Consider the following 20,594-nt stretch of genomic DNA (forward strand, 5'->3'; position numbering starts at 1 on the left):
TTGTAAAGATTAACCTTTATTTTTCCGAATGTTCAAAATACATTGTTTTTCAGATTTTTTACTCATATAATTTCATCTAAACACAATTTTTGAGGGGTGGACAGTACTATGAAAGAAATTCAAGTTGGGTTATTAGGTCTTGGGACAGTTGGCAGTGGTGTGGTTCGTATTATTACGGATCATCAAGAACGACTCATACACCAAGTAGGTTGTCCAGTGAAGGTAACGAAAGTATTAGTGCAAAACATTGAGAAAGAGAGAGAGGTAGAGGTACCTTCTACTCTATTGACACAAGATGCAAATGAAATTTTAGATAATCCAAATATTGATGTTGTTATTGAAGTGATGGGTGGCATTGATGATGCAAAATCATATATTTTACAAGCTTTAAAAAGCGGAAAGCATGTTGTAACTGCAAATAAAGACTTAATGGCATTACATGGAGCTGAATTATTAGCGACAGCAAAAGATAATAAGGCTGATTTATTCTATGAGGCGAGTGTGGCAGGGGGAATTCCAATTTTACGCAGTATCGTAGAAGGACTTTCTTCAGATCTTATTACGAAAGTAATGGGAATTGTAAATGGAACAACAAATTTTATTTTGACGAAAATGTCAGACGAAGGGAGAGCATATAACGACGTGTTAAAAGAAGCCCAACAACTTGGATTTGCAGAAGCAGATCCAACATCAGATGTAGAAGGTTTAGATGCAGCAAGAAAAATGACGATTTTAGCTACCCTCGGTTTCTCTACAAATGTAGAGCTTGGAGATGTGAAAGTAAAAGGTATTACCTCTATTACAGAGGAAGATATTGAATACAGTAAGAGCTTAGGTTATACAATTAAATTAATCGGTCTTGCAAAACGAGATGGTGAAAAATTGGAGGTTACAGTTGAACCAACTTTACTTCCAAATACACATCCTCTTGCAGCAGTACAAAATGAATATAACGCTGTGTATGTGTACGGTGAAGCAGTTGGGGAAACGATGTTTTATGGACCAGGCGCAGGAAGTTTACCGACAGCTACAGCTGTTGTTTCGGATTTAGTTGCTGTAATGCAAAATATTAGATTAGGGGTAACAGGAAATAGTGCTGTAGTCCCACAATATCAAAAAGTATTAAAAGAGCCAGACGAAATTGTCGTGAAAAAGTTTTTAAGACTGCATGTAAAAGACGAAATTGGTGTATTTGCAAAAATTACTTCATTGTTCTCTGAGCGCGGAGTTAGCTTTGAGAAAATTATTCAAATGCCGCTTGAAGAGAAAGGAAAGGCTGAAATTGTAATTGTAACGCATCGTGCGTCTCTTGCTGATTATGATTATATTCTACATACGTTGCAAGGGTATGAAGAAATAGATTGTTTGAAAGCGAACTATCGAATTGAAGGGGATGCTAAGTAGTATCTCTTACCATAAAACAGAAAGAGCCTATTAAGCAGCTTGCTTAATAGGCTCTTTTCTATTTAAAATCTGCGTACCAACTTGAATAAATGCTTGGATAATCCAACCTGTTGTAAAGGATAAGATGATTGTTCCAAAATAGATAGGTCCATCTAATAAAAAGCTTAACGTTAAAAATAAAAAGGCTAATGAAATCTCTGTTCTTCTAAACGTCCATTTTTTCTTCTCGGCAACCGTTAAAACGAAAGCTTCTTGAGGCGCTGCACAAAGGTTTGTAGAGACGTAAAGACCAATTCCAGCTCCAACGAATAGATTTCCGCAAATAAGTGTTATATATTTTGGAAGAGAGCGGATAGCGTCCATAATAGTTGTAATGGAACCAATCCAATCAACAAAAAGAGAAATAAGAACCATCGTTATAATTGTACCGATTGTAATTTGTTTTTTATTCCAAAAGAGTACGATAAGTGTAAAGGCAAAGTTAATCATGAAAATCCAAAAACCAATACTTATCCCAAAATTTTGATATAGTGCAATAAAGAAGGAATCATAAGGGCTAAGTCCAAAGGAAGTAATTGTCGTCATCATATTAATACCGATGGCAAGAATGAGTAAACCGCCAATGAAAAATATATATTCTAATTTGAATCGAAGCATAGTTGTATATCCTTTCTAAATGTATTTGCTAGGAAAGGATATATTGTGGAAAGCTTACCAGGTCAAGGGAGAATTTTTGTGAAAAGGGGAAAATGAGATGACAAATATAAGAAAGATTGCTGAACTTGCTGGAGTATCTGTTTCAACTGTTTCACGTGTACTAAATAATCATCCGTACGTAAATGAACAGAAACGAAAAGAAATTTTAGCGATTATAGAAGAATTAAATTACACGCAAAACGTGAATGCAATTCATTTAGTGAAAGGAAAAACGAATGTAATTGGCGTTTTATTGCCACACGTAAATGATCAATATTATAGCGCTATTATCGAGGGGATATCAAAAGAGACAGCAAAGAATAATTATAATATGATGCTTTGCCAGACGAATTATAGTGAAGAAAGAGAACTAGAAATTTTGAATATGTTAAAAATGAAAAAGCTTGATGGGGTTATTATTTGTTCTCGGACAAATAGTAAGGAGAAGCTTGAAGAATATACGAAATTCGGCCCGATTGTTATGTGTGAAGAAATAGATTCAAAATGCATTTCAAGTGTACATATCGATTACTACAAAGTATTTTCACGTGGGATGAAAAGCTTAATAGATGCCGGTCATACACGTATTGGATATTGTATTGGAAGAAGTAATAGTGTTAATAGCCAAAGACGAAAGAAGGCGTATGAAGATTCGCTTCAACAGAGTATCGTAACACCGTTAGAGACCTGGAAATTTGAAGGTTGTTTTACAGTGGAAGATGGACGCAATGTAATTAGAGAATGGGCTCATATGTCAGTAAAACCGACAGCGTTCCTTGTATCTTGTAACCATATTGCAGCGGGGATGGTTACAGAAGCAAAAAAACAAGGAATTCGTATTCCAGAGGATATTACGATTATCGGGTGTGATGATCAAGAGGTGGCAGATATATTGGGTATAACGACGATTTCGCATTCTAGTAAAAACGTTGGAGTAAAAGCGTTTGAATTATTATATGAAAAGATTAATGAAGAGAAATTAGATGTGAAGCATATAGAGTTATTACCAGAGTTAATAGATAGAGAAACGACATAATTGAGAAGGTGTGAAAATCGCTTTTCAAAATTTCGTTTGGTATAATTATGGACAATCTATGAGGGCTAAAAGGGGTTTTGATATGAGATCAAAAGTAGTAAAAGTAATTCTACTCATTACAATTGCATCTTTCTGTTTATTTGCATATGGCTTTGTTTCAGGTGTAAATGATGTATTAAATCCGAAAGCTTCAAATTTAATTAAAAAGACCGATGTAGTGGCAAAAGAGAAAAAGAAAACGGGAACGTTACAAATCGTTAGTTTAGGTGATTCATTAACGCGTGGCGTTGGTGATAAAGAAGGAATTGGCTATGTTGGGCGAATGAAAGAGGATTTACAAAAAGATTATAAGCAAAAAATTGCATTAACAAATTTAGCAGTTAGTGGTGCAAAAATGCCCGATTTATTAAAACAAATTGAAAGTAATGGCGCTCAATATTCAATTAAGCAAGCAGATGTAATTGTGTTAACGATTGGTGGAAATGATTTGTTCCCAGGCTGGGAATCACTTGGGAAAATAGATTTAGAGACGTATCGTCCTGACACAGAGACGTTTCAAAATGAAGCAAAGAAAATTATAGAAGAAATTCGTAAATTAAATACAGATAGTCCGATTTTTTGGCTTGGTTTATACAATCCTTTTGAAGATGTAGAAGATTTAAAAGGGTCTTCAAACATTGTTGTGGACTGGAATGCATCTTTAGAGAAATTAGCGCTAAACGATAAAAATGTGTATATTACACCGACATTTGATTTATTCCAAAACCGCGGGAAAGATTTATTATACTCTGATCATTTTCATCCGAACGAAGTAGGTTATACGTATATGGCAGAACGTTTAGTTCAAAATGTTGTAAGTAAATTAAAACTAGAACAAGGAGGGGTAAAATGACGATGATACTTTCCGTACGAGACTTGAAGAAGGTAATTGGAAAGAAGACTCTTGTAGAGAATATTTCCTTTGATGTAAAGCAAGGAGAAGTGTTCGGGTTCTTAGGACCAAATGGTGCTGGAAAGACGACTACCATTCGAATGTTAGTCGGATTGATTAAGGCGACAGAAGGTACGATTTCTATCGGTGGTTATTCGATTAAGGAAAATTTCAGAGAAGCGATGCGTCAAATTGGGAGTATCGTTGAAAACCCAGAGTTGTATACATATTTAACGGGATGGGAAAATTTAAAGCAATTTGCTCGTATGTTAGGTGATATATCAGATGAACGTATTATTGAAATTGCTGAAATGGTTCATTTAGATGAAAGAATTCATGACAAGGTAAAAACGTACTCACTTGGTATGAAACAACGCCTTGGAATTGCGCAGGCGCTCCTTGGAAATCCGAAATTGCTCATATTAGATGAACCAACGAATGGTTTAGATCCAGCAGGGATTAGAGAACTTAGGGAATTTATACATAAGCTTGTAAAAGAAGAAAATATGAGCGTGTTTATTTCAAGCCACTTGCTAAGTGAAGTGCAAATGATATGCGATCGCGTTGCTATTATTCATAAAGGAAAGATGATAACAGTTGCCAAGGTTGAAGAATTAATTAAAACAGCAAGTGATCGTGTAGAATGGATTGTTACACCGATTTCTAAGGCGAAAGATATGCTAGAAGCGGCCGAAGAAGTAAGGGAAGTGAGTGTAGAAGGCGATCGATTACTATGCCGCATGGATATTGCATCTATAAGTAGTTGGAATAAACACTTTGTCGCAAATGAAATAGATGTACATAGCGTTAAGGAGCTTGTATTTACGCTAGAAGATTTATTTATTGAACTCACAAGGGGTGAGCAGCATGCGTGAATTTGCGAATCTAGTTTTAAATGAATCAGAAAAGATTTACCGCAAGAAACGTATTTTTGTTGTCATGCTTATTTTAGCAATCTTGATCCCGCTTTTTGTGTATGCGCAGTATCGTGAAATAGAAACGACACAAAAAAGACTCGGTACAACTGATTGGAAGGTTTCATTGCAACAGCAAATTGTTGATTCTCAGAACCGGTTGAACAATTCTAGGTTGCCAGAAGAATGGCGTGATTGGTTAAAGGTAAGAGTTGAGCAACAACAATATTATTTAGATCATGATATTAATCCGATGGCACCGGGTGCACCGACTTTTGTCAGAGCATTTATTGAACAAGGAATTACATTATTTATTCCGCTTCTCGTAATGATTGTCGCCATTGATATCGTTTCAGGAGAACGAAGTGATGGGACGATGAAGATGTTACTTACGCGGCCGATTCGGCGCTGGAAAATACTCCTTAGTAAATACGTGACGATGTTATTTTTCATTTCGCTCATACTGTTTCTTGTAGGTTTGTTTGCTTACATATTATCAGGGCTTGTATTTGGGTACTCGGGATGGAATTTACCTGTTTTAACAGGATTCGTCATTGATAAGGAAACGTTAAATACGAACTTTGTGCATCTTATTCCGCAGTGGCAATACATCTTAATGGCGTATGGACTAGCCTGGTTTGTTGCTATCGTTGTCGGAACTATATCATTTATGGTCTCTGTTTTAATTCGTAATACACCAGCTGGTATGGGCGTTATGCTAGCTGCATTAATTGCAGGCGGTATTTTAAGCTCGTTCGCAACATCTTGGGAAGGCGCCAAATATATTTTTAGTGTGAATTTATCATTAACGGATTATTTATCAGGAAAATTACCTGCATTACAAGGTTTATCGATGGGATTTTCTTTGATGAATTTAACTGTTTGGGCAGTTGTTTCTCTTGTTATTTCGTTCGTAGTATTTACAAGACAGGATATGGTGAATTAATTAGACAGGAAGTGACAGTATGGAAAATGTTTTAAAGAATGATTGGGAGCCACTATTGGCACCAGAATTCGAGAAAGAGTATTATCTTACTCTATCCAGTTTTTTGACAGAAGAATACAGCACGCATGTTGTTTATCCGAAGGTAGAAGATATTTTTAACGCTCTTCAGTATACAAGTTATGAAAATACAAAGGTTGTCATTTTAGGGCAAGATCCATATCATGGACCGAATCAAGCGCATGGTTTAAGCTTTTCTGTGCAACCTGGTGTTAAAACACCACCGTCATTGTTAAATATGTATAAAGAACTTCGAGATGAATATGGTTATGAAATCCCGAATAACGGTTATTTAGTAAAATGGGCGGAACAAGGAGTATTATTACTAAATACCGTATTAACAGTTCGTCAAGGCGAAGCAAATTCTCATAAGGGAAAAGGATGGGAGCACTTCACAGATCGTGTAATTGAACTGTTGAACGAACGTGAAAAGCCAGTTATTTTCATATTGTGGGGGCGCCATGCGCAGGCGAAGAAGAAATTAATTACGAATCCGAATCATCATATTATCGAATCTGTACATCCAAGCCCATTATCGGCAAGACGTGGTTTCTTTGGTAGTAAGCCATATTCTAAAATAAATACGATTTTAGCTAATATGGGCGAAAGAGAAATTGATTGGGAAATTCCAAATTTATAAATAGAAAAGGTAGTTAACAGTTGTTAACTACCTTTTTATTATCATTGTTGCTCGTTCTTTAATTTTGCATCTAGTACAAAAGTACCAAATGGGATAACTGATGAAACGAATGCTCCAAGTGCCCATAAAATTGATTTACGGTGTACGATTGTTACTTGAATTACTGCAAAGATGAATAGAATAAATAGAACACCATGAGCCATGCCTGTAATTTTAACAGCTGTTGCAAATCCTGCGAAATATTTCAATGGCATTGCTACAAATAATAGTAATAGGAAAGAAATACCCTCAACTAGTCCAATTGCTCTTAATCGTCCGATTGGTGTAGATAACATAAAGTAGCCTCCTTTAACGTATGCTTGTATATAGTAAATTTGTATTCTTTTTCAAAATAAAATAGTCTATTTTGTTTCATTATATACAAAAAGAAAGTTTACACTACGAGAATAGTGCAAAGTTCAAAATATAGTCACAAAAGCATGAGAATTTAAATAAAAACCTATTTGAAGTATTTGACTTCAAATAGGTTTTGTGAATGAAAATATTAAACAAGTACATCCGTTTTTAAAACGAATTTCTCTACAACTTTTGCAACACCATCGTTCATATTTGTATCTGTTACGTAGTTTGCAATTTCTTTAATATCCTCAGGTGCATTTCCCATTGCAACGCCAAGACCAGCAAATTCAATCATTGCTTGGTCGTTATAGCTATCGCCCATTGCGATAACTTCTTCACGCTTAATGCCAAGCTTTTGAATCAGTTTGTTTAAGCTCGTTCCTTTTGTAACACCGGCTTCTGTAAATTCTAAGAAGAATGGTTTCGAACGCATCACGCTTAATTGGCCTTCTAGTTGTTTTTGTAGTTTCTTTTCAACTTCAACAAGGCGTTCAGCCTCTTTATTCATTAATACTTTTACTACAGGCTCTTTAACTGCGGCTTTAAAGTCATCTACTACAACAATTGGCATACCGGTAATATCGCCCTCAATTTCAGTATAAGGATTATTTTCTTCCGTTACGATATCATCGCCCATATAAGTATGAATCCATACATCTTCAGTTTGACTAATTTCAAATAGGTTGTGAACGATTTCAGGAGATAGCGTACTACTAAAGATTTCTTCGTTTGTTTTACAGTTAATAATTTTTGCACCATTAAAAGATAGAATGAAACTGCCGTATTCTTCTAAACGAAGTTCTTTGGCTACATTGCGCATACCAAACGTTGGACGTCCAGAAGCAAGTACAACCTTTACACCTTGCTCTTGTGCAGTCATTAACGCTTCTTTCGTACGAGGTGAAATAGTATGGTCATCACGTAATAAAGTATCATCTAAATCTAAAACAATCATTTTATAAGTCATATAGAAAATTCCTTTCTTTAATTGAAATCAAAATACATGTTCATGAAGATGTTGAGGAATAATAGTAAGACATCAAACCTCTTTGAAAAGAAGTAGATAAATTATTATGAGTTGTTGCTCATAATATTGGTTAATAATCATTGGGGAAGAATAAAACCCCAATGATTAAAGTTTGATTTTATCGTAACAACTCTAAAGGTAGAGTGCAATAATGGAAGTTTTCCAATTTAAGATATTTGTTTTGCAGCGGAACGAGAAAATAGTATTTCTAGCAAGATTGCCATTACAGATCCAAGAACGAGACCATTACTTAAAAACGATGCTAGAAATGGTGGAAGTGTGGAATATGCTCCTGCTGGAACAAACATAACTCCGACTCCTGTAAAGATTGAAAGACCGGCTACTTTAAATAATCGTTCTTTATCCTGGACAGTTTCGTATTCTCGAAAGGCGAGACCAATCATGCTTGCGAATACAGGATAAATAGCGGCATAACCAACTGCAACAGGGATTGCTGCAAAGAATGAAGTAATCTTTGGAAATATACTAACGACAATAATAAAGCTTGACCCTAATATAAACGGGAGACGTTTATAAATATTAGTCGTTGCAATAAAACCTGCTGATCCAGAAATAGCGACAGGCCCAATAGCTGAAAATAGGCCGCCTAGCAATTGGTTGATTCCTGTTATAATGCCAGCTTGTTTAAAACGATCTGATGCAGCGTTTTCTTCATATTTAGAGACAACCTTTTGTACAACGCGAATGCTTGCTAACATATTTGTTAGAAGTAAGAGTGTAACGAAAATGACCGTAATTACCATGTTCCATTCAACACGAGGCATTCCGAAAACAAATAAGGATGGAAAACGGATTATGTCTGTCACTGGTGTTATTGGATTAGATAATCCGAAACATGCGAATAATATCCAGCCGCATACGATACTGAAAAGAACGGAATATTGTCCAATAATAGGTAGCTTCATGATGAAAAAGGATAGTAAAATAACAATGAGTGAAAGAATAAATACGTTAGGTTGTACTTCTGTATGTTTTCCATCAAGGCCAAACATTCCCTTTAAGAAGGAGCCACTAAGCTGCGCGACAAGAAGAAATAAATACGTTCCAATGACTGTCGGTGTAAAATAGCGAACAAGTTTATCAATAAGTCCAAAAATGCTAAGAATAATACAAATAATACCGCTTAATAAGAAAGCATATTGAAGAACTTTAAGTGTCTCATTGCTTGATCCAAATAGCACGACGCCTAAACTTGCGTAAAGGGAGAAAATTCCCCACCAAAGGCCAGCAGGACCTTCTTGAATAGGAAGTTTATGCCCAAATATAGCTTGCAAGAGACCAGCAAAACCTAGAACAAATAACGTTCTTTGTACGAATGCGATAGCTTCAGCACCATCAAGACCATAACTAGTTGCGACACTAATTGGTACAATAAGGCTTCCAGCTAAAATAAATAGTGCCCATTGTAAGGCGGAAAGAAATGTCTTCATTATATCAACCTCTTTCATAGATTCCGTATCTAGTATATACGTATTTTATTTCCACTGGCAAAGATTGTAGATAGAGAAAAGAGTTGAAACACGGTATGAATGCACGTAAGCAATTATGGATAGCAGTTATATGTATGACTTTTGTTGTAATTCTAGGAACGATAGGATTTATGACGATTGAAGAGATTAGTTTGTTTCAAGCATTTTGGATGACAATGATTACTGTATTGACTGTTGGATACGGAGATGCCGTTCCTGTAACGCAAGCGGGGAAAGTATTTGCGCTTCTTATTATTCCTGTTGGCGTAGGTATTGTTACGTATGCAATTGGGGTAGTGGCAGCTATGATTATTGAAGGGAATTTATTTCATGCAGTACGGAGGAAGAAGATGGATAAACAAATAGCGCAGTTGAAAAATCATATTATAGTATGTGGTTGCGGTAGAGTGGGGCTTCAAGTTGTACATGAATTGCAAGAAAAGAATATTCCATTTGTCGTTGTTGATAAAGATGAAAGTATATTGGAGCAGGAAAAGCTTTTATTTGTACATGGAGATGCAACGGAAGATCAAGTATTACATAATGCCGGAATTTTAAAAGCGGCTGGTTTAGTTGCTATTGTTGCAAATGATGCCGAAAATGTATTTATTACATTAACAGCAAGAGGATTAAACGATACGATTAAAATTGTTGCGAGATCTGAAAAGCCAGAAACTGAAGAGAAATTAAGGCGCGCCGGTGCAAATAAGGTTATTAATCCATCTAGTATGGCAGGTATTCATATCGCAAAAGGTATTGCAAATCCATTAACCGTTCATTATATTGATACAGTGTTGTATGGAGTAGAACAGTCATTTGTCATTGAAGAAATTCTAGTTGGAAAAGATTCAATATTAGTTGGTAAATCGTTACTAGAGAGTAATGTAAGGAATCAGTTTGATGTAACAATATTAGCGATTTCAAGAAATGGGAATATTATACATAATCCGACAGGGCAGGAAAAATTGAAAGAACGTGATATGATAATAGTATTTGGTTCAGTAGAGAAATTGGGACAATTCGAGAAAGAATTACAAAGTACGAGGTGATAAGGAATGCAAATATCTAGCGACAAGATTTTAAATAAAATGGCGAATGAAATTGCGAAGGCGAAAAGTAGTGAAGGACAAAAGTCAAAAGAACATTTATTAGTTGTGCGTGCTTTATGTGACTTATTATTAGATGAACAAGTTGAAACATCTACATATAGAGAACCGCAAATTCCATCGCAAGTAATTGGATCACAACCAGTAACAACTATGCAACCAATTGCACCTGTTTCTGGGGAGCCGGTATATATAAAAGAAAGTGATGCAAACGGTAATTCTTTATTTGATTTTTAGAAGATAAATCGTTTGGCTTATATGCAAAAATTGCTTATGATAAAGGTAAAAAAGGGGAATTAAGATGAAAATTTTCTTTTTACTAGGTTGTATTGCAGCGGGGCTATCTGTTGCATTAGGGGCCTTTGGAGCACACGGTTTAGAAAATAAAATTTCTGCAAAAATGTTAGAAGTGTGGAAAACAGGCGTTACATATCAAATGTTTCATGCAGGTGGACTATTCGTAGTTGCTTTATTGATGGATAAGGTTCAATCATCACTTTTAACTACTGCTGGTTGGCTAATGGTAGCTGGAATTATTATGTTCTCAGGTAGTTTGTATGCATTAAGTACGACAGGTATTAAGTTCTTTGGTCCAATTACACCTCTTGGTGGTGTAGCGTTTATTGTGGCGTGGATTCTAGTAGGGACTGCAGTTGTAAAAGGATTATAAAAAAACAAAAGCTGGCATTTGCCAGCTTTTTTTATGGTCTTGGAGTATAAGTTGCTTGTTGACTAGGTAAATACGTAATTTCTTCTGGAAATTCTACGTAATCTAAGTAGATCATTAGTAGTAAATAGCGTTTTCCTGATTGCGGTTCACTAATAACGATATGGTCACGGCCAGCTGCTTCAATAATACCTGTATAAGATTGTGTGCCAAGGGAACTGCCACGTTCATAGGTCATTACAACCGTAGCTTGCTTACCTTTGTTTAAACGAAGGATATTTTCAATATAGGATTGCTCTAGAGGTAACATGCCTTGAGAAATTGCATATTGAGCTTGCGCAGCTTGAGCTGTTTGTTGTTGCATCGCTTGCTGCTGTTGTTGAGTCATTTGTTGCGGTTGTACATAAGTTCCAGATGGTTGATAAAAACCTGTTCCATAGTACGGATTTTGTTGCTGTGCCATTCAAAAATCCCTCCTCATTTTTATTCCTTAATATACGCTAGGGCAGTCTCCAGCAGATGGCTGGAAGAAGCAGTGCTTTTTAAAGCGACCAGAGTTTTGTTGGTTATACCAAGTTGGTGGACATGCACCTTCAGGTCTAAAGAACCATAAGGCAAAGTTGGCAGGCCAAAAACGTTGCCCTTGAATGGTCCGTCTCGCTAGGGCAATATCTTGTTCGCGTGCCCGTTGATAAAAATATCCTTTTTGCGTTGCTTCAAAACCGCCGGGGTTTTGATAAACCATTTGACGTAAATTACGAATGCTTTTAAAGTCTAAACAATTTCCGCGGACACGATTTACCCCAACGTTTCCGACCATTAACATTCCTTGTTGCCCTTCTCCTTCGGCTTCAGCACGCATCAGTCTAGCCAACAACTTTACATCTTCTTCGTTATAAGCAATAACGCCCATTATGTGTCACCTCTCTTTTTGTAATACCTTTTGGAAAGAGGTTTATCCCGCATTAACGGGCAGTAAGACTCCTGCCCTAAAATTTGGTTGAAGTAAAGAAATTAGATGGGAGATCAAACTGCCCGTAAACGCCCGATTGGTTCAACTAATAATCAGCGGGGGATTCCCCCACTGATTAAAGTTTCACTTTATCTCTAGATGAAGTGTGTAACAATTACTAGTTCATACGTATGAGGAAAAGGACTCAGATATGACAACCAAACGAAGTTTTACATTGAGAGTGGAAAATAAAAAAAGCTAGCGTGAGCCAGCTTTTTTATTAAAAAACTTTAGACCATAAGTTTGAGAAGAAATCACCAATAGAGCGCATTGTTAACACAAACCAATTTGCTTTTTCAACTTCCTCTGTCGTTTTTGCAGTAACTTTCATACTTTTACTACCGTCTAAGAAACCATATTTATCAGTTGATTCTAAAGTAATTGAGCCTACTTTGGTGTCTTTCTTAATAGGAGCAACTAAATGTCCATCTTCAGAAAGAGATTTATCTAATTCAGTTCCAATTTTATAAGGCTCTTTGCTACCTTTTTTCGCAATTACTGTTATTTCTTTTTCGGGTGCAACAGTTACTTGGTCTTCTTTCCCTTTTACTACAGAGATTGTATTGTTTTTATTAACTTTTAGTTTTTGTTTTTCAAAGTTATTAAATCCATATTCGATTAATTCACGAGATTCCGTGAAACGTTCATCCATTGATTTTGTTTTAATAATAACCGAGATAAGACGTACATCACCACGTTTAGCAGTAATGGTAAATCCGTATCCAGCTGTATCAGAACTTCCGGTTTTTAAACCATCAGTACCTTCATAAGCGAAAGCAGCTCCTGGTAACATCCAATTCCAGTTTTCCATACGAATTGGTTTTGGGTGATTGTCTGGGAAGTTTCTAAATCTTTGTTTTGTATCCTCTAGCATTTCTGGATACTTTGTAATCATTGCTTTTGAAAGCATACCCATATCACGAGCTGACATAGAGTTTTCTGCATTTGGATCAGTACCCTCAGGATGTTTTCCTTTTAAGTCAGCGTTATTTAAGCCAGTAGCGTTTACAAATTTATATTTCTTTAATCCTAGCTTTTTAGCATGTTCATTTGCAAGATTTAAGAAGTTTTTCTCACTTCCTGCAAGAAGTTCTGCTAAAGCAATACTAGATCCATTTGCAGAGAATATAACAATAGAATGATATAATTCTTTTACAGTATATTGACGTCCTTTTTCGAACGGTACATTAGAGAATTCATTATTACGAGAGACTTCATAAGCGTAATCAGAAATATTTACTTTCGTATCCCATGTGATTTTTCCTTCTTTAATTGCTTCTAAAACAGCGTAAACAACAATTAATTTTGACATACTAGCAATAGCTAGCAATTCATCTGGATTTTGCTCGTGAAGTATTTTTCCTGTATCTGCATCAAATAAAAGTGCAGCAGCCGCCTCAATATGTATTTTTTCTTCCGCATGGGATGTTGTTACTCCTAAGGAAGAAATTGACAATACAAGCAATAGTAAAATAGACAAGATTTTTTTCATATAGATTATCACCTTCGCATCGTTATTTAGCATATAGCTCGTATCATTTTAGCATATCTTTACATATAAAAAGGTTACAATTTTACAAGAAATTTGAAAAAATGTTGGTTTTTCTTCAAAAGTGCAGAAAAAAGGAGATTTTTGAGGATAAATATAGAGAAGAATAAAAAAAGGAACGAATTTCGTTCCTTTTCACCATTTTATATGTGTAAAAATTTCTCTACTTTTTCGTCTGGTAAAATGTTTCCAACGAAGAATGTTCCAAATTCACCATAACGAGCACTTACTTCATCGAAGCGCATTTCGTATATAAGTTTCTTAAATTGAAGAACATCGTCAGCGAATAATGTTACGCCCCATTCGAAATCGTCGAATCCAACAGATCCTGAAATCACTTGGCGTACTTTACCTGCGTATTGACGACCAATTTTACTATGGCTGTACATCATTTTTTTACGTTCTTCCATAGGAAGCATGTACCAGTTGTCATCACCTTGGCGACGCTTATCCATTGGATAGAAGCAAATATGATTTGCTTTCGGTAATTCAGGATATAAACGAGCTAAAATTTGCGGGTTTTGGTATGGATCCTCATCAGCTGGAAGGTAGTTGCTTAATTCAACAACAGATACGTAAGAATATGCAGGAACCATATATTCAGCTAAAGTTGTTTTATTCAATTCTGTCTCAATTTCATTTAACTCTTCCATTGTTGGACGTAAAATCATAAGCATAATATCAGCTTTTTGGCCAACAACTGTATACATTGCGTGACTACCTTTTTTCGCAGTAGCTACTTCGTTCCATTTTTCAACGACATTTAAAAATTCAGACACTGCTTGTCCGCGTTCGTCGCTAGATAATGTTTTCCATGCAGCCCAATCAATAGAACGTAAATCATGTAAACAATACCAGCCATCTAACGTTGTTGTTGCTTCACTCATTCTATTCACCTCAGTTAATGATAGTTTTACACGTTAACTATAGCATATATAGTTTTAAAATCATCTATATAAAACCTTGGCGCATAAAATTGTCACATTTAAGTGTTTAAGCAAGGTGAATTTAACGGCTGAATTTTATGAAAATATAATCATTTTTATTTTATCTATTTTTTGGGAGCTATAAGTTTAAAATATAGAAGAAAAGCAGTATTCTTAAAGATAGAGTTTTTTTAACATATGTAGGAGGGTTTATTCGTGAGCAACTTATTTACAACAGTAAAAGAAAAAGTTCAAGGAAAAGGCATTTCTATCGTACTTCCTGAAGGAACTGATGAAAGAATTTTAGGCGCTGCAGAGCGTTTAGCAAAAGAAGAGTTAGTAAAACCAATCTTAGTTGGTAATAAGGAAGAAATTAGCGCAAAAGCTGCTAGCATGAATTTAACATTAGCAGGCGTTGATATTTACGACCCAGCTACATACGAAGAAATGGATGCAATGGTAGCATCTTTCGTTGAACGCCGTAAAGGTAAAGCAACTGAAGAAGACGCTCGCAAAATCCTTAAAGACGAAAACTACTTCGGTACAATGCTTGTATACATGGGCAAAGCACACGGTTTAGTAAGTGGTGCAGCTCACTCTACAGCTGATACAGTTCGTCCAGCACTTCAAATTATTAAAACAAAACCAGGCGTTACAAAAACTTCTGGCGTATTCATCATGGTACGTGAAGAAGAGAAATATGTATTCGCTGATTGCGCAATTAACATTGCACCAAACAGCCAAGATTTAGCTGAAATCGGTATCGAAAGTGCGAAAACTGCTGAGTTATTCGGCATTGATCCACGTGTTGCTATGTTAAGCTTCTCTACAAAAGGTTCTGCGAAATCTCCAGAAACAGAAAAAGTTGTAGAAGCAACTCGCATTGCAAAAGAAATGGCTCCTGAGTTAACTTTAGATGGAGAATTCCAATTCGATGCTGCATTCGTACCATCTGTAGCTGAGAAAAAAGCTCCAGGTTCTACAATTAAAGGTGATGCTAACGTATTCGTATTCCCAAGCTTAGAAGCTGGTAATATCGGCTACAAAATCGCTCAACGTTTAGGTAACTTCGAAGCAGTAGGACCAATCTTACAAGGCTTAAACATGCCTGTAAATGATCTGTCTCGTGGATGTAACGAAGAAGAAGTGTACAAGTTAGCTTTAATTACAGCAGCTCAAGCACTTTAATTCTATAATGAATTGAAATAAAGAACGTCGCTATTATAGCGACGTTCTTTATTTTTCTAAGCCAAGTGCTTTATTATTACGATCAATAATACGTTGTAAATTCGTCTCATATAAAGGAATCTCGTCTATTGTTAATTGAGATGTTGTTAACTTTGGAGCGAATTGCTGCAATGTTTTTAAAAGACGCATCATTAAATCTTGTACTGTAATGGTTTCGCCAAGTAATTCTGAGAGTGAGGCCATCGTACTTGGTACAATTTCAGGGTACGTAAAGCGTGTTTCTTCCCCTTGAATTGCTAGGTTGTAGAAATCACGAACGAGTGCGGCACGCTCAGAGCCACTTCCGGTAGCACAGAGGTAAATTTGGACAGCGATACCCCCGCGAATACGACGTTGTGAAATACCAGCGAATTTTTGATCGCGAATACTTAAGTCATAACTACCAGGACAGTAAGAGCCAACAATTTCTTTTGCCTCGATAGTAACGTCGTAATCCTTTAACATCTCCTTAATCAAATGCCACATTGTATCGTATCCAAGATCGATATCGATACCTTTTTCTGTTTCTTGAAATAAAAGTGATACATTTAAAACACCTTCATCAAGCACGACCGCAAGCCCGCCAGAATTACGAACAATGACATTGAAGTTGTTTTGTTTTAAAAAAGAAATACCTTCTTCTAAATGCGGAAGGCGTGAATCTTGAATGCCAAGGACAATTGTATTGTGATGAACCCAAGAACGCATTGTTGCGGCTGACTTGCCATTTCCAATGCTTGTGCATAATGTGTCATCCATTGCGAATGACTGAAGTGCATGGAATGTTGGTCCTAAACTAGATTGATCTACAATGCGCCACTCTGGCTGAGATAAAATGGAACGGGAATTGCTCATATAACTAACCCCTTATCTTTAAAATGACAATCTCTATTATAGCAAAAAATGAAGAATGGAGTTTTCTCACATATAAAGGGGGAGCTTAGAGGTGAAATAATAAAAAGGATGCATTACATGCATCCTTTTTATTCTGCAATTTTTTCTAAATTACCGTTTCGGTCCATTCGGAAAGATGTTTGAGAACGTTCTTCGTCATCCATGACTGCCAATTTACGAGCACGGTTCATAATGTTCATAAGTGTTTCGTAATCTTCTTGTACAGTATGAGATTGCTTTTCTAATTTTTCTAGTTTCTTTTCTAGTTCCTCATTCCGAAGGATTTGTGCTTTAATTTCTTGTTTCAATCTCGTATTCTCGTTTTCAAGAGCTGTCACTTTTATATTTGAAGATCCGACTGTTTGTAAAAAATAAATAACATCTTGCATTGTCATAGAGCTTCTTGCAGCAGGAGCAGTAGATTCTTGATATGGAATAGCTTCTTTATATTGTACGATTGATTCTTCTTGTACTAATTCTTCATAATCAGTTATCGAATCTGAAGCTGGTGGTGTATAAAGTAAACGTTTTTTCGCTTGTTCACCGCTTGCAGCACGCATTTTATCTTTACGATGTTTTTTTGCTAGTTGAAGAGCTTGTTCATAGCTATAGCGAACAACAGCATTCCAGCGGAAACCACAAGCAGCAGATGTACGATTTAACTGATCCCCTACTTCCTCAAATGCATTTAATTGCGTACTTCCTTCTCTAACATGACGAAGTACCGTTTCAGCAAGTAATAAATCATCCTCATCTGTCCAAGCATCTTGTCTTACTTTCATAGATTCAACTCCCTTTCTTTTTATGAACTTCCTATTTTTATAATGGGCAAAAAAATAAACTTTTATACAAAGCTTTTAAAAATATGGTAGATTTCGATGAAAGGTAAAAATTTTCCCATGAATGGTGAGCGCTTCTGTAGGAGAGCATATAAATATGTAGCAATATGTAGAGAATAGGCTTTGTAGGGAAACTTGCAACGAGCTTCAAAGAGCGGTAAAATACCATTTAGTGTTTATTTTTAAATGTACTTGAGAAAAGTTTAAAATAGAGGAAGTGTTATATAATGGGAAACGAGTTTCGCGTGTGCGATGACTGTCAGGCAACGAACGTTAAAACGTTAGTTCCGAAGCTAAAAAAAGTAGATTCATGTGCAACGATTGAAGTTGGATGTCAGTCTTACTGTGGTCCTGGTCGTAAAAAATCATTCGCATTTGTAAATAACCGTCCAGTTGCGGCTCCAACAGAAGATGAGTTAATCATGAAAATTGAAGCAAAGTTAAATAAGTAAGAAAAAGAAGAGTGAAAAGATTCCTCTTCTTTTTTTATGCCCATAAGAGGAATGGTTTATTCTGCGAAAGTAATCTTGTGTGGATGAACGTTTTCTAAAGGATGGACATAACTTTTGTATTAAAATTCCAATTTATATAAATTTATATTTCAAAATAATGGTTGACAGTCTTTTAAAGCGATAGGTAGAATAGAAGTGTCTGATTCTGAGAATCATTATCAGGGAAATAACAATTCACCTAATTTTTTTATTACTATTTGAGAATAAATTTCATTTCAATAAATATATGTTGTTGGTTAGGATGGTTGAGGGATGGAAGCGAGCGCAAGCAGTATAGAACAGCAAGAAGAGAATGTTAAAGAGATTAAGAGCAGACCGCTCATCGCTTCTATTATTTTAGTAGCGGGTACAATTTTGTTAGCTTTAAGCATGGCAGTTTCTATTTCTTTTGGGGCTGCAGATATTAGTTTAAAGACTGTATGGCAAGCTGTATTTCAGTTTGATGGATCTATTACACATCATAACGTAATTCAAGAACTTCGCATGCCTAGAGCAATAGGGGGCGTAGTTGCAGGTGCCTTTTTAGCGGTATCAGGAGCAATTATGCAAGGTATGACGCGAAATCCACTTGCTTCACCATCGTTAATGGGGATTACAGATGGAGCTGTATTTGGAATTGCAATTATGTATGCATTTTTCCCTAATTCACCTTATTTAATGTTTGTTATCGCATCTTTTATTGGAGCTGCGTTTGGTGCAAGCATTGTATATGGAATTGGATCTTCTTCACCAGGTGGATTAACACCTGTGAAATTAGCTTTAGCAGGTGCAGCTATTAGTGCTTTATTAGGGGCAATTTCATCTGGAATCGCATTGTATTTCAATCTTGCCCAAGAGGTGAGTATGTGGAATGCAGGCGGAGTCGCTGGAGTGAAATGGCAAAGTATTAATATGTTAGTGCCAATTGGCCTTGTTTGTCTTTTTATCGCAATTATGATGTCGAGATATATTACAATTTTGAGCTTCGGTGAAGAAATTGCAATTGGACTTGGTCAAAATACGACATTGATTAAATTTATCGGAACAGTACTTGTTCTTGTTTTAACGGGTTCCGCAGTTTCCATGGCAGGATCAGTTGGATTTGTTGGTCTTGTAATTCCGCATATGACTCGTTTCCTCGTAGGCTCGGACTATAGATGGGTTATTCCATGTTCTGCGGTCTTAGGTGGGCTGTTAATTGAATGTGCAGATATGTTATCTCGCGTTATTAACCCGCCATTTGAAACGCCAATTGGAGCAATTACAGCGCTAATTGGGGTTCCATTCTTCCTCTACTTAGCACGTAATGAAGGGAGAGGAAAGATGTGAGGACGAGTGTCTTAACAAAAAAGAACATTTCTATATTAACGATTTTAGTAGGACTAATCGTTTCTATATTTCTTATTAGTTTAAATACAGGAACTTTTAAAATCCCGCCAATGGACGTATTAAAGTCATTGGTTGGACTAGGGGCTGAAGATCAGTCTGTTATTTTATTTGAATTCCGTATGCCGCGTATGGTAATTGCTATACTAGTCGGATCTGCTTTAGCTATGTCAGGCGCGATTTTGCAAGGTTTATCACGAAATCCGCTTGCTGATCCAGGTATTATAGGTATTAATGCTGGAGCGGGATTAACAGTTGTTATATTCGTCTACTTCTTCTTCGGAAAAGTAGGGACTGGTACATTTTTATCTGTATTCATTCTTCCATTCTTTGCACTAGTTGGAGCGATATTAGCAGCGGTAATTATTTATTTACTAGCATGGAAAGACGGCGTTTCATCGACTCGATTAATACTAGTCGGTATTGCCGTTGCAGCTGGATTTGGAGCTGTTAGTTTAATTTTCTCTATGAAGATGACATCTAACGATTTTCGTTTTGCTACGATTTGGCTGGCGGGAAGTCTATGGGGGACAGATTGGAAATTCGTATTAAGTGTACTTCCATGGATGGTTATTTTCTTACCGCTTGCTATAAGTAAAGCACACATATTAAATGTAATGAACCTAGGCGATTCTACAGCAGTTGGCCTTGGTGTAAACGTAGAAAAAGAAAGACGTAAATTATTATTTATTGCAGTTTGTTTAGCAGGTGCATCTGTTGCTGTTGCCGGCGGAATTGGCTTTATCGGTTTAATGGCCCCGCATTTAGCAAGGCGCCTTGTTGGTGGTAAACATCAAATTATGTTGCCCACAGCTGCGCTAATAGGAACGTTTTTACTTTTATTCGCAGACGTAATTTCAAGAAGTGTACTAACAACTTCAGAAATACCAGTCGGTCTTGTTATTTCTGTAATTGGTGCACCGTATTTCATTTATTTACTTATGAGGACAAAATAAA

General features: G+C 36.2%; 23 protein-coding genes. 13 read left to right on the forward strand and 10 right to left on the reverse strand.

What is annotated here, in order from left to right; all coding sequences use genetic code 11:
* Positions 1-108 precede the first annotated feature (108 nt).
* Positions 109-1,404 (forward strand): homoserine dehydrogenase, encoded by a 1,296-nt coding sequence (locus ACTFP3_RS18350; protein WP_000659109.1) that lies wholly within the window; start codon positions 109-111, stop codon positions 1,402-1,404.
* Positions 1,405-1,434: 30 nt separating this feature from the next.
* On the opposite strand, the gene ACTFP3_RS18355 is transcribed toward ACTFP3_RS18350, so the two are convergent.
* Positions 1,435-2,061: a YczE/YyaS/YitT family protein gene (locus tag ACTFP3_RS18355; RefSeq protein ID WP_149150095.1), complete on the reverse strand. Its 627-nt coding sequence runs from the start codon at positions 2,059-2,061 to the stop codon at positions 1,435-1,437.
* Positions 2,062-2,158: 97 nt separating this feature from the next.
* On the opposite strand from ACTFP3_RS18355, the gene ACTFP3_RS18360 reads away from it, so the two are divergent.
* Genes ACTFP3_RS18360 through ACTFP3_RS18380 form a run of 5 tightly spaced genes read left to right on the forward strand, consistent with a single transcriptional unit; the run spans position 2,159 to position 6,624 of the window.
* A complete protein-coding gene (locus tag ACTFP3_RS18360) occupies positions 2,159-3,136 on the forward strand; it encodes a LacI family DNA-binding transcriptional regulator (RefSeq protein WP_000181975.1) in 978 nt (325 codons plus the stop codon).
* Between the two features lie 10 nt (positions 3,137-3,146).
* A complete protein-coding gene (locus ACTFP3_RS18365) occupies positions 3,147-4,028 on the forward strand; it encodes an SGNH/GDSL hydrolase family protein (RefSeq protein WP_002022849.1) in 882 nt (293 codons plus the stop codon).
* Positions 4,025-4,942, forward strand: coding sequence for an ABC transporter ATP-binding protein (locus ACTFP3_RS18370; protein WP_000177827.1), 918 nt, complete (start codon positions 4,025-4,027; stop codon positions 4,940-4,942). The genes ACTFP3_RS18365 and ACTFP3_RS18370 overlap by 4 nt, the downstream gene beginning before the upstream one ends.
* A complete protein-coding gene (locus ACTFP3_RS18375; protein WP_001206477.1) occupies positions 4,935-5,927 on the forward strand; it encodes an ABC transporter permease subunit in 993 nt (330 codons plus the stop codon). The genes ACTFP3_RS18370 and ACTFP3_RS18375 overlap by 8 nt, the downstream gene beginning before the upstream one ends.
* Positions 5,928-5,946: 19 nt before the next feature.
* The gene (locus tag ACTFP3_RS18380) at positions 5,947-6,624 is read left to right on the forward strand and encodes a uracil-DNA glycosylase (RefSeq protein WP_000432519.1); all 678 of its coding nucleotides are present in this window, start codon (positions 5,947-5,949) and stop codon (positions 6,622-6,624) included.
* 41 nt (positions 6,625-6,665) lie between these two features.
* Here the strand turns inward: ACTFP3_RS18380 and ACTFP3_RS18385 are convergent, their stop codons facing one another.
* From ACTFP3_RS18385 to ACTFP3_RS18395, 3 genes are all read right to left on the reverse strand, one after another.
* On the reverse strand, positions 6,666-6,959 hold the full coding sequence (locus tag ACTFP3_RS18385; protein ID WP_000953396.1) for a DUF3817 domain-containing protein: 294 nt from the start codon (positions 6,957-6,959) through the stop codon (positions 6,666-6,668).
* A gap of 209 nt (positions 6,960-7,168) precedes the next feature.
* On the reverse strand, positions 7,169-7,990 hold the full coding sequence (locus tag ACTFP3_RS18390; RefSeq protein ID WP_000221397.1) for a Cof-type HAD-IIB family hydrolase: 822 nt from the start codon (positions 7,988-7,990) through the stop codon (positions 7,169-7,171).
* Between the two features lie 227 nt (positions 7,991-8,217).
* Positions 8,218-9,501: a purine/pyrimidine permease gene (locus ACTFP3_RS18395; protein WP_326035752.1), complete on the reverse strand. Its 1,284-nt coding sequence runs from the start codon at positions 9,499-9,501 to the stop codon at positions 8,218-8,220.
* A 95-nt stretch (positions 9,502-9,596) separates the two neighbouring features.
* Here ACTFP3_RS18395 and ACTFP3_RS18400 point away from each other — a divergent pair, with 95 nt between their 5' ends.
* From ACTFP3_RS18400 to ACTFP3_RS18410, 3 genes are all read left to right on the forward strand, one after another.
* Positions 9,597-10,589 carry a potassium channel family protein gene (locus tag ACTFP3_RS18400; protein WP_000993984.1) on the forward strand — a complete coding sequence of 331 codons (993 nt, stop codon included), beginning with the start codon at positions 9,597-9,599 and terminating at the stop codon, positions 10,587-10,589.
* Between the two features lie 6 nt (positions 10,590-10,595).
* Positions 10,596-10,883, forward strand: a complete 288-nt coding sequence (locus tag ACTFP3_RS18405) for a YwdI family protein (RefSeq protein WP_001167352.1) — start codon at positions 10,596-10,598, stop codon at positions 10,881-10,883.
* Between the two features lie 64 nt (positions 10,884-10,947).
* Positions 10,948-11,316, forward strand: coding sequence for a DUF423 domain-containing protein (locus tag ACTFP3_RS18410; RefSeq protein ID WP_000688315.1), 369 nt, complete (start codon positions 10,948-10,950; stop codon positions 11,314-11,316).
* 31 nt (positions 11,317-11,347) lie between these two features.
* On the opposite strand, the gene gerQ is transcribed toward ACTFP3_RS18410, so the two are convergent.
* The 4 genes from gerQ to hemQ form a co-directional block, all read right to left on the reverse strand.
* A complete protein-coding gene (gene gerQ / locus ACTFP3_RS18415) occupies positions 11,348-11,776 on the reverse strand; it encodes a spore coat protein GerQ (protein WP_000068652.1) in 429 nt (142 codons plus the stop codon).
* A 27-nt stretch (positions 11,777-11,803) separates the two neighbouring features.
* Positions 11,804-12,226, reverse strand: coding sequence for a cell wall hydrolase CwlJ (gene cwlJ / locus ACTFP3_RS18420; RefSeq protein WP_000538167.1), 423 nt, complete (start codon positions 12,224-12,226; stop codon positions 11,804-11,806).
* A gap of 319 nt (positions 12,227-12,545) precedes the next feature.
* Entirely contained in the window at positions 12,546-13,817 is a 1,272-nt protein-coding gene (locus ACTFP3_RS18425; protein WP_000722870.1) for a serine hydrolase, read from the reverse strand.
* Between the two features lie 200 nt (positions 13,818-14,017).
* Entirely contained in the window at positions 14,018-14,761 is a 744-nt protein-coding gene (gene hemQ / locus ACTFP3_RS18430) for a hydrogen peroxide-dependent heme synthase (RefSeq protein WP_001287595.1), read from the reverse strand.
* A gap of 255 nt (positions 14,762-15,016) precedes the next feature.
* Between hemQ and pta the strand changes: the two genes are divergently transcribed.
* Positions 15,017-15,988, forward strand: coding sequence for a phosphate acetyltransferase (gene pta / locus ACTFP3_RS18435; protein WP_000067215.1), 972 nt, complete (start codon positions 15,017-15,019; stop codon positions 15,986-15,988).
* A 48-nt stretch (positions 15,989-16,036) separates the two neighbouring features.
* Here the strand turns inward: pta and ACTFP3_RS18440 are convergent, their stop codons facing one another.
* A complete protein-coding gene (locus tag ACTFP3_RS18440) occupies positions 16,037-16,882 on the reverse strand; it encodes a lipoate--protein ligase family protein (RefSeq protein ID WP_440010956.1) in 846 nt (281 codons plus the stop codon).
* Positions 16,883-17,010: 128 nt separating this feature from the next.
* Entirely contained in the window at positions 17,011-17,703 is a 693-nt protein-coding gene (locus tag ACTFP3_RS18445) for an RsfA family transcriptional regulator (RefSeq protein WP_000868358.1), read from the reverse strand.
* A 284-nt stretch (positions 17,704-17,987) separates the two neighbouring features.
* Between ACTFP3_RS18445 and ACTFP3_RS18450 the strand changes: the two genes are divergently transcribed.
* From ACTFP3_RS18450 to ACTFP3_RS18460, 3 genes are all read left to right on the forward strand, one after another.
* A complete protein-coding gene (locus tag ACTFP3_RS18450) occupies positions 17,988-18,212 on the forward strand; it encodes a DUF1450 domain-containing protein (protein WP_149150091.1) in 225 nt (74 codons plus the stop codon).
* A gap of 312 nt (positions 18,213-18,524) precedes the next feature.
* The gene (locus ACTFP3_RS18455) at positions 18,525-19,580 is read left to right on the forward strand and encodes a FecCD family ABC transporter permease (RefSeq protein WP_000388294.1); all 1,056 of its coding nucleotides are present in this window, start codon (positions 18,525-18,527) and stop codon (positions 19,578-19,580) included.
* The gene (locus ACTFP3_RS18460; RefSeq protein ID WP_001260757.1) at positions 19,577-20,593 is read left to right on the forward strand and encodes a FecCD family ABC transporter permease; all 1,017 of its coding nucleotides are present in this window, start codon (positions 19,577-19,579) and stop codon (positions 20,591-20,593) included. The genes ACTFP3_RS18455 and ACTFP3_RS18460 overlap by 4 nt, the downstream gene beginning before the upstream one ends.
* The last annotated feature ends 1 nt before the right edge of the window (position 20,594 follow it).

It is taken from the genome of Bacillus cereus group sp. MYBK5-2, assembly GCF_051915685.1.
GTDB classification, from domain to species: domain Bacteria; phylum Bacillota; class Bacilli; order Bacillales; family Bacillaceae_G; genus Bacillus_A; species Bacillus_A cereus.

Coding starts and splice junctions, on each gene's coding strand:
- ACTFP3_RS18385 (WP_000953396.1), bottom strand. CDS start 6,959: ATGTTATCTACACCAATCGGACGATTAAGAGCAATTGGACTAGTTGAG.
- ACTFP3_RS18440 (WP_440010956.1), bottom strand. CDS start 16,882: ATGAGCAATTCCCGTTCCATTTTATCTCAGCCAGAGTGGCGCATTGTA.
- ACTFP3_RS18400 (WP_000993984.1), top strand. CDS start 9,597: ATGAATGCACGTAAGCAATTATGGATAGCAGTTATATGTATGACTTTT.
- ACTFP3_RS18450 (WP_149150091.1), top strand. CDS start 17,988: ATGGGAAACGAGTTTCGCGTGTGCGATGACTGTCAGGCAACGAACGTT.
- ACTFP3_RS18410 (WP_000688315.1), top strand. CDS start 10,948: ATGAAAATTTTCTTTTTACTAGGTTGTATTGCAGCGGGGCTATCTGTT.
- cwlJ (WP_000538167.1), bottom strand. CDS start 12,226: ATGGGCGTTATTGCTTATAACGAAGAAGATGTAAAGTTGTTGGCTAGA.
- ACTFP3_RS18455 (WP_000388294.1), top strand. CDS start 18,525: ATGGAAGCGAGCGCAAGCAGTATAGAACAGCAAGAAGAGAATGTTAAA.
- ACTFP3_RS18445 (WP_000868358.1), bottom strand. CDS start 17,703: ATGAAAGTAAGACAAGATGCTTGGACAGATGAGGATGATTTATTACTT.
- ACTFP3_RS18425 (WP_000722870.1), bottom strand. CDS start 13,817: ATGAAAAAAATCTTGTCTATTTTACTATTGCTTGTATTGTCAATTTCT.
- gerQ (WP_000068652.1), bottom strand. CDS start 11,776: ATGGCACAGCAACAAAATCCGTACTATGGAACAGGTTTTTATCAACCA.
- ACTFP3_RS18395 (WP_326035752.1), bottom strand. CDS start 9,501: ATGAAGACATTTCTTTCCGCCTTACAATGGGCACTATTTATTTTAGCT.
- ACTFP3_RS18405 (WP_001167352.1), top strand. CDS start 10,596: ATGCAAATATCTAGCGACAAGATTTTAAATAAAATGGCGAATGAAATT.
- hemQ (WP_001287595.1), bottom strand. CDS start 14,761: ATGAGTGAAGCAACAACAACGTTAGATGGCTGGTATTGTTTACATGAT.
- ACTFP3_RS18360 (WP_000181975.1), top strand. CDS start 2,159: ATGACAAATATAAGAAAGATTGCTGAACTTGCTGGAGTATCTGTTTCA.
- ACTFP3_RS18350 (WP_000659109.1), top strand. CDS start 109: ATGAAAGAAATTCAAGTTGGGTTATTAGGTCTTGGGACAGTTGGCAGT.
- ACTFP3_RS18375 (WP_001206477.1), top strand. CDS start 4,935: ATGCGTGAATTTGCGAATCTAGTTTTAAATGAATCAGAAAAGATTTAC.
- ACTFP3_RS18390 (WP_000221397.1), bottom strand. CDS start 7,990: ATGACTTATAAAATGATTGTTTTAGATTTAGATGATACTTTATTACGT.
- ACTFP3_RS18355 (WP_149150095.1), bottom strand. CDS start 2,061: ATGCTTCGATTCAAATTAGAATATATATTTTTCATTGGCGGTTTACTC.
- ACTFP3_RS18380 (WP_000432519.1), top strand. CDS start 5,947: ATGGAAAATGTTTTAAAGAATGATTGGGAGCCACTATTGGCACCAGAA.
- ACTFP3_RS18370 (WP_000177827.1), top strand. CDS start 4,025: ATGACGATGATACTTTCCGTACGAGACTTGAAGAAGGTAATTGGAAAG.